This is a genomic window from Piscibacillus salipiscarius, from assembly GCF_042685285.1.
GTDB lineage: Bacteria > Bacillota > Bacilli > Bacillales > Alkalibacillaceae > Piscibacillus > Piscibacillus salipiscarius.
The window spans coordinates 98,589-109,475 of record NZ_JBHUMZ010000025.1 but is presented as its reverse complement, the minus strand read 5'-3'; the positions used below and the strand labels follow the sequence as shown (position 1 = coordinate 109,475).

The 10,887-nt window shown below is 38.4% G+C and carries 10 protein-coding genes and 1 pseudogene; 9 read left to right on the top strand and 2 right to left on the bottom strand.

Going from position 1 to position 10,887, the window contains the following annotated elements; translation table 11 throughout:
• Positions 1 to 234 precede the first annotated feature (234 nt).
• The 9 genes and pseudogenes from rocF (at position 235) to ACFSW4_RS11850 (ending at position 9,743) form a co-directional block, all read left to right on the top strand.
• Positions 235 to 1,137: an arginase gene (gene rocF, locus ACFSW4_RS11890; RefSeq protein ID WP_377329503.1), complete on the top strand. Its 903-nt coding sequence runs from the start codon at positions 235 to 237 to the stop codon at positions 1,135 to 1,137.
• 206 nt (positions 1,138 to 1,343) lie between these two features.
• A complete protein-coding gene (gene sigW / locus ACFSW4_RS11885; RefSeq protein WP_054754659.1) occupies positions 1,344 to 1,916 on the top strand; it encodes an RNA polymerase sigma factor SigW in 573 nt (190 codons plus the stop codon).
• Positions 1,917 to 1,922: 6 nt separating this feature from the next.
• Positions 1,923 to 2,567, top strand: a complete 645-nt coding sequence (locus ACFSW4_RS11880; RefSeq protein WP_377329501.1) for a hypothetical protein — start codon at positions 1,923 to 1,925, stop codon at positions 2,565 to 2,567.
• Between the two features lie 122 nt (positions 2,568 to 2,689).
• Positions 2,690 to 3,502 carry a diadenylate cyclase CdaA gene (gene cdaA / locus ACFSW4_RS11875; RefSeq protein WP_377329499.1) on the top strand — a complete coding sequence of 271 codons (813 nt, stop codon included), beginning with the start codon at positions 2,690 to 2,692 and terminating at the stop codon, positions 3,500 to 3,502.
• Positions 3,495 to 4,733, top strand: coding sequence for a CdaR family protein (locus tag ACFSW4_RS11870; RefSeq protein ID WP_377329497.1), 1,239 nt, complete (start codon positions 3,495 to 3,497; stop codon positions 4,731 to 4,733). Before cdaA ends, ACFSW4_RS11870 begins: the two co-directional genes overlap by 8 nt.
• Before the next feature lie 41 nt (positions 4,734 to 4,774).
• Positions 4,775 to 6,118, top strand: a complete 1,344-nt coding sequence (gene glmM / locus ACFSW4_RS11865; RefSeq protein WP_377329495.1) for a phosphoglucosamine mutase — start codon at positions 4,775 to 4,777, stop codon at positions 6,116 to 6,118.
• A 420-nt stretch (positions 6,119 to 6,538) separates the two neighbouring features.
• Positions 6,539 to 8,341, top strand: coding sequence for a glutamine--fructose-6-phosphate transaminase (isomerizing) (glmS, locus tag ACFSW4_RS11860; protein WP_054754655.1), 1,803 nt, complete (start codon positions 6,539 to 6,541; stop codon positions 8,339 to 8,341).
• A gap of 375 nt (positions 8,342 to 8,716) precedes the next feature.
• Positions 8,717 to 9,451 (top strand): annotated as a pseudogene (locus ACFSW4_RS11855) (DUF899 family protein).
• Between the two features lie 112 nt (positions 9,452 to 9,563).
• Positions 9,564 to 9,743 carry a hypothetical protein gene (locus ACFSW4_RS11850; RefSeq protein WP_054754654.1) on the top strand — a complete coding sequence of 60 codons (180 nt, stop codon included), beginning with the start codon at positions 9,564 to 9,566 and terminating at the stop codon, positions 9,741 to 9,743.
• Between the two features lie 44 nt (positions 9,744 to 9,787).
• Here the strand turns inward: ACFSW4_RS11850 and ACFSW4_RS11845 are convergent, their stop codons facing one another.
• Together ACFSW4_RS11845 and ACFSW4_RS11840 are read right to left on the bottom strand one after the other, a co-directional pair.
• A complete protein-coding gene (locus ACFSW4_RS11845) occupies positions 9,788 to 10,306 on the bottom strand; it encodes a CueP family metal-binding protein (RefSeq protein ID WP_377329493.1) in 519 nt (172 codons plus the stop codon).
• 39 nt (positions 10,307 to 10,345) lie between these two features.
• Complete coding sequence (locus tag ACFSW4_RS11840) at positions 10,346 to 10,810, bottom strand: hypothetical protein (protein WP_377329491.1); 465 nt, start codon at positions 10,808 to 10,810, stop codon at positions 10,346 to 10,348.
• Positions 10,811 to 10,887 lie beyond the last annotated feature (77 nt).

Genomic DNA, 10,887 nt, shown 5'->3' with positions numbered 1-10,887 from the left:
CTTTAGATTGAAGATATTATTACATCATCAATATAAAAATATAAAAGTTCGAGTCACATAATTAGGAGTGAGCGTATGCTCACCCCAACATTTGACTTAGAACCTTTAATTTAGGGAGAAATAGACCATCTCTGTAAGCGCTGCCAATACTGCATATTTATTCATGATTTTGTCCAGTTGAACCATCCTATAGTTATGGATAAAATGTTGACAGATAAGAGGGGGTAAATGCGTATGAATCAGAAACTTGGAATTATTGGGGCTCCAATAACTATAGCACAACCAAATATGGGGGTAGATCTTGGTCCGGATGCTATTAGACATGCAGACTTAGTGGAACGTCTAAAGAATCTTAAAATAACTATAAATGACTATGGCAATGTTTCTGTACCTATGACAGGTACAAATCAAATAGATCCTGAGACTAGTTTAAAAAACTTAAATGAGGTTTCACAAGGGAATGAAAATATAGCTGAAAAAGTAAAAGAAATTAAAAGTAAAGGCGATTTTCCATTAATATTAGGTGGAGACCACAGTATTGCTATTGGTACAATTGCTGGCCTTCATCATCACTATCAAAACATGGGAGTCATTTGGTATGATGCTCACCCAGATTTAAACACAGGTCAAATTTCTCCATCAGGTAATATTCATGGAATGTCACTTGCTGCAAGTATCGGTATTGGTCATGACCGTCTTATCAATCTAGGTGGTAAGGGGCCAAAAGTAGATCCTAAAAATGTCGTTATTATTGGCGCCCGCTCAATCGATGAAGGTGAGAAAGAAATCATTCGCGAAAACGGTATTAAAGTCTTTACGATGCACGATATTGATCGTCTTGGTATGGATTACGTTATGAAGAATTCGATTGAATATTTAGAAGAACAAACGGATGGTGTGCATTTAAGCCTAGATGTCGATGGGATTGACCCAGCCCATACACCGGGAACTGGAACACCAGTTGAAGGTGGTCCTTCTTATAGAGAAACGAGATATGCCATGCAGTTATTGCACGAATCAGATCTATTAACATCCGTTGAAGTCGTTGAAGTTAATCCACTATTAGACAATCAGAATAAAACGGCAGAGGTTGCAGTGGACATGCTAACAACTTTATTTGGAGAAAAATATTTATAAATATCTTTGAGTAGCCAAAGCACCTAGTTGCGTGCTTTGGTTTTCTTTTTTCTAACAAAATTTTGAATTAAAATTTAATTTTTGTAAATTTTAGGTATAATGTAATGAAAGGGATTAGGGTCATGCGAATTTTTTACATATAAAATGAAACCTTATTGTTTTTAAGACGTATTAAAGCATGACCGCATTTTTTGCGGGGGACAAATATGGAATTTAGGTTAGCGCAGTTAATCAAACAAGTTAAAAAGGGTAATCACGAAGCGTTTGGTGATATTATTGATCAGTATCAACATGGAATCTACCAGCATTGTTATCGCATGTTAGGGAATCATCATGATGCACAAGAAATCACACAAGAAACGTTTGTTCGAGCATATACAAGTATCCAATCTTTTAAACAAAAGAACAAGTTTGCACCTTGGTTGTACCGAATTGCGACAAACTTAAGCATTGATTGGATGAGAAAGAAAAAGCCCTTGCACATATTGGATCAACCAATAAATGATGATCACAGTAATACATATCTAGATCAAATCAACCATGAGGGTCCGACTCCTGATGAGAGTGTTGAGGCTCAAGAACTAAATGATACGATTCAAGAAGCTATACTTGAGCTACCTGTTAAGTACAGAGCTGTGATTGTGCTAAAATACGTAAGGGAATTGTCATTAGAAGAGATAGCGGAAACATTAGATTTACCCGTGGGGACTGTAAAAACCCACCTTCACAGAGGGAGAGAGGCTTTAAGAAAAAGTCTTGTTAAGACCATTAGGAGCTGATTGAAGATGGCGTGTAACCACATTTTCGAGGAAGAGTTACATCGATTATTAAATCATGAGTTAAGTCATGATGAAGAAAATTGTTTAAAACATCACTTGATGGAATGTAAAGAATGTCAGGTTCATTATCAAGATATTAAAAAAGTAGACCAGAAACTTTCTGAAGTACAAGAAGTAGAGGCCCCTGGTGACTTAAAAACTAATATTATGAGCCGTTTACCTGAAGATACAAAAACTAAGAAATTCTCGAAGACTATTAAAGAGCATCCACTAATCTCAGCTGCTGTTGTATTCTTTATCATGGTGTTTACGTCGACAGTTAGCAGTTTTCACTCAAACCAGCAATTATCTTTATCTAAGCATGAGGGTGTGATCACAGAGGGGGACCGTGTGATTATTCCTGAAGATCAAATCATTGAAGGTGATTTTATCGTTCGGAATGCAGAGGTTGTTTTGATGGGTAAAATTAAAGGCAACCTAACCCTTGTTAACAGTCAAATTGTCGAATCAAGTAACAATCATAATTATCAAGTTGCGAATATATCACATCATGTAGAGGGTAAAGTAGTTGAAATTGATCAATACTTTGCCTGGATGTATCATCGAGCGGAAAATGAATTTAAGAGCTTTTTATCATTTGTTAGTCCTTAACGTTTAGCATTTAGTTGCTAGACGTTTTATTTTTGCGATTATAGGAAAAACAATTTATGCTATAATTAAGGTGGCATATAATGTAGTAAAGATAGAAATAAAGTCATAAGGGTGTGTGGCCTGTGTGGGAAGAGTTTGACCTTTTACATATCCTCGGAATCGTACTCGACATTGCGGTCGTATGGTTCGTTATATATAAATTATTTACGTTAATTCGTGGCACTAAGGCTGTCCAATTACTAAAAGGAATCTTTGTTGTCTTAGGTATTTGGTTTATTAGTAATATTCTAGGGTTAACAACTGTCCAGTGGTTAGTCGTTCAAGCGATTGACTGGGGTTTCCTCGCAGTGATTATCCTTTTCCAGCCTGAAATTCGTCGTGCTTTGGAACAATTAGGGCGTGGCAGTATCTTCTCTCGTCATTCTCATTCACAGGAAAAAGCGATTCATGACACAATTGAAGCAATCGTTAGTTCTTGTAAGTATATGAGTAAGCGCCGGATTGGTGCTTTAATAACAATAGAGCGAGAAACAGGTATGAGTGAATATGTAGAAACGGGTATCAATGTAAATGGTAAGTTAACGAGTGAGTTATTAACGAATATATTTATGCCTAATGCACCATTGCATGACGGGGCTGTCATTATTAAAGATGATGAGATTGTAGCTGCAGCTTGTTATCTTCCGTTAAGTGAAAGTCCTTTTATCTCGAAGGAACTTGGAACTAGACACCGTGCAGCAATGGGAGTTAGTGAGGTAACAGATGCGCTGACGCTTGTGGTGTCAGAAGAGACAGGTATGATCTCAGCTACGAAAAATGGTGAGCTTCATCGAAAATTAGAAGAAGAAGATTTGAGGAAGATGCTAACTAAAGAATTACAAGCCAATCAAGAAAGTAGCAAATCGTGGAACTGGAGGGGAAGAACGAATGGATAAATGGATTAAAAGCCCATGGTTCACACGGATTGTGTCATTGTTTCTAGCCCTCTTACTGTACTTGACAGTTTCAATAGATGAAAATGCTTCACAGTCACAAGAATCATTTTTCTTTCCTCAAGGGACGACAGAAGCTGAAACAATGGAGAATGTTGCATTACAAGTTGAGTTAGATGAAGGTCGTCATGTCGTGCGTGGTGTGCCCGATACAGTGGAAGTGTCCATTGAAGGTCCAGTCGGCGTAGTGACGCAAGCTGTAAGGCAGCGTAACTTTGATGTGTTTATTGATTTAAATGGTTTAAAACCAGGCACTCATGAAGTGGATGTTCAACATAATGGGTTATCCAGCCAGTTAAACGTTGTCATTCAACCTCAGACGGTTGAGGTCACCATAGAAGAGCGTTCTAGTATTAAACAGCAAGTAGAGTTAGAATTCGTAGGAAGAAATGGTACTGACCTATCTGAAGTCTTTGCGTCTGAACCAACCATTGACCCTAAAGAAGTTGAAGTTTCAGGACCCAAGTCAGAGATTGAAAAAATTGGCATAGTTAAAGCGATTGTTAATTTTGAAGACCTAACAGAGGATGGAAATGCTAATAATATACCAGTTAAAGTATATGACTCTCAAGGTAATGAACTCAATGTCTATATTAATCCGTCGACGGTTAACGTTGAAGCGGATGTATCTATGGCGGACAAGCGTCTACCAATTGAGACTGAAACAACTGGTAAATTAAGTGAGAACCTCGTTTTGGAAAATATAAAGGTAACTCCAGTTACAGCGACAATGTATGGGTCTAATGAAGCTCTAGATGGAATTGACCAAATTGATCCAATTATGGTAGATTTATCAGAAATTAGTGAAACGACTACGATTGAACATCAATTAGAAACACCAAATGGGGTTAGAAAAGTAGAACCTGAAACAATTGAAGTTGAGGTAGTTGTAGAAAATGCTGAGGAACGAGAGTTAACCGAATTAGATATTGAAGTCGAAAACTTAGCAGAAGGTAAAGACATTACCTTTGTGGAACCTGAAGAGCCTTTAATTGACGTGACTTTCATTGGTAAGGCATCTGATTTAGAAGAGTTAAGTAAAGAAGATGTCCGCGTGTGGATAGACGTATCGGAAACCATAGAAGGTGAAGTCTATAAAGATATAAACATTGAAGCGCCAGACGGTATACGCTACAAAACAGAAACAGAACGGGTTAGAGTCCGAGTAGAATAAATAGATTAGAAATATGGAAGAGAATAAAGGAGCGAAATAATATGGGTAAATATTTCGGTACAGACGGTGTTCGCGGCATAGCAAACAAAGACCTAACACCAGAATTAGCTTATAAACTAGGCCGTTTTGGCGGTTATGTTTTAACAAAAAATGCAACAGAAAAGCCAAGAATTCTAGTTGGTCGAGACACTCGTATTTCAGGAGAGATGCTAGAAGGCGCATTAATCGCAGGTATTCTATCTGTTGGGGTCGAAGTGATGCGATTAGGTGTCATCTCAACTCCAGGAGTTGCTTATTTAACAAAGGCCTCAGGTGCTCAAGCTGGCGTCATGATTTCAGCTTCACATAATCCAGTTGAAGATAATGGAATCAAATTTTTTGGATCTGATGGGTTTAAGTTATTAGATGCGCAAGAAGATGAAATTGAAGCCTTATTGGATGGTGAAGATAATCTTCCTCGTCCAGTTGGCGGAGACATTGGACAAGTGATGGACTACTATGAAGGTGGCCAGAAATACTTACAACACTTAAAACAAACGGTTGATACTGACTTTGATGGGGTCAAAATTGTGTTAGACTGTGCTCATGGTGCAACATCACCACTCGCATCCCATTTATTTGCGGACCTTGAAGCGGACATAATGGCTATTGGAGCATCCCCAGATGGTCTTAATATTAACGATGGATATGGATCAACTAATCCTGAAAAACTGCGTGAAACCGTGATTGAGCAAGGTGCAGACCTAGGGTTAGCTTTTGATGGTGATGGAGACCGTCTTATTGCCGTAGATGAGAAAGGAAATATTGTAGATGGCGATAAAATTATGTACATTTGCGGAAGCTATTATAAAAGTCAGGGCCGGCTGAAGCAAGATACAGTCGTAACAACAGTCATGAGTAACATCGGGTTATACCGTGCATTTGATGAATTAGGTATTTCAACAGCAAAGACTAAAGTTGGAGACCGTTATGTCATGGAAGAGATGCGTAAGAATGATTTCAATTTAGGTGGCGAACAATCAGGACACCTTATCTTTTTAGATCACAATACAACGGGTGACGGGATGTTATCAGCGTTACAACTCGTAAATGTTATGCAAGAAACTGGCAAACCTTTATCTGAATTAGCTGAGGGTATGACGAAATTCCCTCAAGAACTAAAGAACGTTCGTGTAACTGACAAACATGGTGTTACTGATAACGAAAAAGTTAAGCAAGAAATTGATCGCGTTGAGCAAGAATTAGGCGATAAAGGCCGTGTACTTGTACGCCCTTCTGGTACAGAGCCAGTTGTACGCGTCATGGTTGAAGCGCCAACTAAAGATGACTGCGATAAATATGTGAAACAAGTTGTTAAAGTCATTGAGGAACAATTAGGAATGTAAATTGCATACTTATAGAAGAGGCATAGGGTGTTATAGTGCCCTATGCTTTTTTGTTAATAAAATGTAATTGACCAATCGCTTGAATTTAAAGTAAAATATGAGTTGTGCTGTTTAAAATGCACGTTATTCGGGAATGGAAAGGAGCGTAGTCGGAAAACTTAATATTAAAGCGCCAGGACTATTTCTATGGACGGTTTAACTAGAAATAGTTGACGAGGAGAAGGTTTCATCGAATCATCGGCGGGTGCCTTCCAGCTGCACGTCATCTCAGCTGTGTGTTTTAGTTGAAAACATAGAGGTAACTCTATGCACAACCAACTAAAATAAGATGACCTAAAAATACAGAATACGAGAAAGGGGCAAACGAATGCCCCTGACATCAGGAGTTTGTTTGCCTCTTTCCATAGGAGGTAACACGACATGTGTGGAATTGTAGGATATATTGGTAACAAAGACGCAAAAGAAATTCTTTTAAAAGGACTTGAAAAATTAGAATACCGTGGCTATGACTCAGCAGGTATTGCGGTACGTTCAGATCAAGACATGAACGTATTTAAAGTAAAAGGACGTATTGCGACCTTACGCGATGCTGTGGATGAGAATGTTAAGGCCACAACTGGAATAGGTCATACACGTTGGGCAACTCATGGTGAGCCAAGCGAGACGAACGCTCACCCTCACCAAAGTACATCTGGCAGATTCACTTTAGTTCACAATGGTGTGATTGAAAACTACCAAGAACTTAAAAGTGAGTATCTTGAAGGTGTGAACTTTGTTAGTGAGACAGATACTGAGGTTATTGTTCAGTTAGTTGAGAAGTTCGCACAAGAACTAGGTAATACGCTTGAAGCATTCCGTAAAACAGTTAGCCTATTACATGGCTCATATGCATTAGCGGTATTAGATTCAGAAAATCCAGATGAAGTGTATGTTGCGAAAAACAAAAGCCCATTATTAGTTGGCTTAGGTGAAAACTTTAACGTTGTCGCTAGTGACTCTATGGCAATGTTACAAGTAACCGATCAATTCGTTGAGCTAATGGATGAAGAAGTGGTCATTGTTAAACAAGACAGCGTAGAACTTCAGAAATTAGATGGCACACCAGTTAAACGTGAACCATTTACAGCAGAAATTGATGCAAGTGACATTGAAAAGGGCACTTACCCTCACTTCATGTTGAAAGAAATCGATGAGCAGCCGTTCGTCATGCGTAAAATCATTCAAGAATATCAGGATGAAAATGACGATATTAAGCTAGATGAAGATATTCGTAAAGCCATGAGCGAGTGCGATCGTGTATATATTATCGCAGCTGGCACAAGTTATCACGCTGGCTTAATCGGAAAAGAATTTTTAGAGAAAATTGCAGAAGTACCAACTGAAGTACACGTTGCAAGTGAGTTCTCATATAACTTCCCACTTCTATCTGAAAAGCCGTTATTTGTGTTCATCTCACAAAGTGGTGAAACAGCGGACTTACGTTCAGTATTAGTGGAAACCAATAAATTAGGACACCCAGCACTTACGATTACAAACGTGCCGGGATCAACCCTTTCTCGTGAAGCAAATTATACGATGCATCTACATGCAGGACCTGAAATTGCCGTTGCATCAACAAAAGCTTACACAGCACAAATGGCCGTATTAGCGATCTTAGCTGTAGATACAGCTCGTGCTAAAGGCTTAACATTAGATTTTGATCCAATGAAAGAATTAGGAATCGTTTCAAGTGCCATGGAAGCTCTATGTGACCAAAAGGAAGTTTTCGATCAAATCGCTCGAGATTACCTTTCAACAACACGTAATTGCTTCTTTATCGGACGCGGACTTGATTACTACGTTGGATTAGAAGGTGCTTTAAAACTAAAAGAAATTTCATATATCCAAGCTGAAGGATTTGCGGGCGGAGAGCTTAAGCACGGTACAATCGCGTTAATCGAAGATGGTACCCCTGTAATTGCCCTAGCAACACAAGAACACGTTAACAGCTCAATCCGAAGCAACGTACAAGAAGTTGTAACGCGTGGAGCTAATGACTGTATCATTAGTTTAGAAGGACTAGATCGTGAAGGTGACGCATTCGTCATTCCAACAGTTCATAACCTATTTACACCATTAGTGTCCGTATTACCATTACAACTAATTTCTTACTACGCAGCCCTTCATCGTGACTGTGACGTTGATAAGCCGAGGAATCTAGCAAAATCTGTAACAGTGGAATAATGATAAAGTTTAAAGCTGAGGTTATTTAGCCTCAGCTTTTTATATTCACATAAAATACTTTTTATAGGAGTTAATGGATTAAAATCTCCTTAAGAAACAATTTATACTGAAAATTCTAAATATTCCTTGATAAGAATATTCCTTATAAGGTATTTTGTGTACATAAAGAGTGTAAAGATACTTATTAAATAACTCGACGTGATATTGTGGAATTGAATTATTTCATTAAATGGAAAAGTATCTTCCTACAAGAGGGAGCAACAATTGAGATTTATGTTAATGGTTTTAAACAGCAGATTGATGAGGTAAATTTCTTTACAACAAGTAGTTACTGCCGATTCTATAGAAAAAAGCTTTAAAATAGGAGGTAGTTATATGAATGATTATTTTAGCAATTCTGCTTTGCCTAAAGTGGTCGCTCGATCCACTTGGCAAAATGAACTGAATGAGTTGCGAATCCGAGAGAAGGCGCATACTCGTGAAGGTGACGCAATTGCGGCAGCCCGTCGACGGTTGCCTATGGTGGAGGTGGATTCGACCACCCCACTAATCGGACCAGATAGCCCAGCTACTTTGCTGGATGCGTTTGAAGGTCGCAGCCAGTTAATTGTTTACTTCCACATGTGGCACACAGGCAAACCCGCATCTGAGCAGTGCGAGGGCTGCACATTTTCCACGACTCACATTAATGAGCTATCCTATCTGCATTCAAGGGACGTAAGCTATGCCACTTTCTGTGAGGGACCATTCGAGGAGAGTTAGAAATATCGCAACTTTATGGGCTGGACGATACCCTGGTATTCGGTGCCGCAGGAATCAGTAGATCGGTTAATCGTGGACAGGCATTTCGGTATCTTAGTCTGTTATCTCCGTGACGGTGAGAGGGTCTACGAGACCTACTGGACAACCGGGCGTGGCAATGAGCTGATGTCACCTTCGTACGGATTATTGGATTTGACTGTTTACGGTAGGCAAGAGTTCTGGGAAGATTCGCCAGAGGGTTGGCCGCAGCATTGGGGCTCCAAAGGTGGTCAGTTTCAACAGAACGGTCGTCCAACTGCTCAGTGGCCCCGCTTGGCAGCCGGACGTTCCGACGAACTCAGATCCTAAAAGATTATCCAATTGTCAAATGATATAACTAAGGAGAATGGTTGTAATTAAGGGTGTATAATTGTTTTTCCACTCCTCAAACTAAACATATAAAATTAGAGGAGTGAACAACATGGACCGTAAAGATCAACGAAGTCAAAACAACCAACATAGCCGCCTGAATAAAAATAAAATAACAGACGAACTTAATCCAGATGATTTTGATCAAAAAGAGGAAAAGCTTAATAACGGCCGAATACAAGATGATATAACAGATGAATTAAATCCAGATGACTTTGATCAAGAACGATAAACAAAAAACCCTTCAAAATGAATTTGAAGGGTTTTTAAAACATCTTAGGATAATCGCATTGTGGTAATACAAGTTCCATCTGGCTCATACGTAGAAATTTTTTGCTCGGCGATCTTTCCATCGTGCTTTACTGTTACGTTATATGTTTGTTCCCGCGGAAGCCATAAATCAAAGAAGCCATTTTTAAATGTCTTCATTTCTTTATCAACAATGACTTCACCATCTTGATTCTCGATATAAACATCAAATGTCTCTTCAACCATCTCACCTTGACAGCCAGTTAAGCTATGGTTGGTACATGGATGTGTTTGGTTTACAAATGGGGCAATAGAGACAAAAAACTCGTCTTCTGGTAAGTCATAAATTTTTTCTTGTCCATCCTGATCTTGAATAATGAGTTTTTCTGACGTGATGGAAGCAGAACCTTCTGTTATTTCATCAGTGCTATAATCATTCACGAGTTCCTTTATATCAACATCTCCTGATGATGCTTCTTCACTTTGCCCGCATCCAGTTAAAATGACTGAAACCAATATAGTAGTTAATAAAAATTTTAATTTCATCTATTATGACGCTCCTTTATGTTCTAGTAAGCAATAAGATTATATCATTTTTCCTTTCTTTTTTGCATCTGAATCCATTCCACTACCAATCGCAATGCCAAGTGTCATTCCTATGGGAATTCCTAAAGCCAAGTTGTCAAAAAGAAGCATACCTAAGGCAACACCAAGACTAATCCCGACTGACATATATAACGTCATATAATGATTCTCAGGTACTAGCCCGTGCTTTTTTTGTAAGTGATTTTTTATGTTATTCGTTTGTTTGTGATGACGTTGATAATCTTCTTTATTTAGATCGTTGATTCTATGTTGTAAATCTCTGAAGTGGCGCTCTAAATCCTCTAAGAAATTAACACATTCTTCACACTCATTAGCATGGTCATCTAATCGTTTAGCAATTCTTATGTATTGATCTAATCCAAGTTTGGTTACCATCTTTTCATTGAGTTGTTTTTTTATGAATTCTATATCTTTCACAATCTGATCGACAGAATTACTATCCATGTGCGATTCCCCCTGTATTTGAAATACATCACCTTAACTTTATCATATATTTACATTGTATATATTTTTTTATAAAT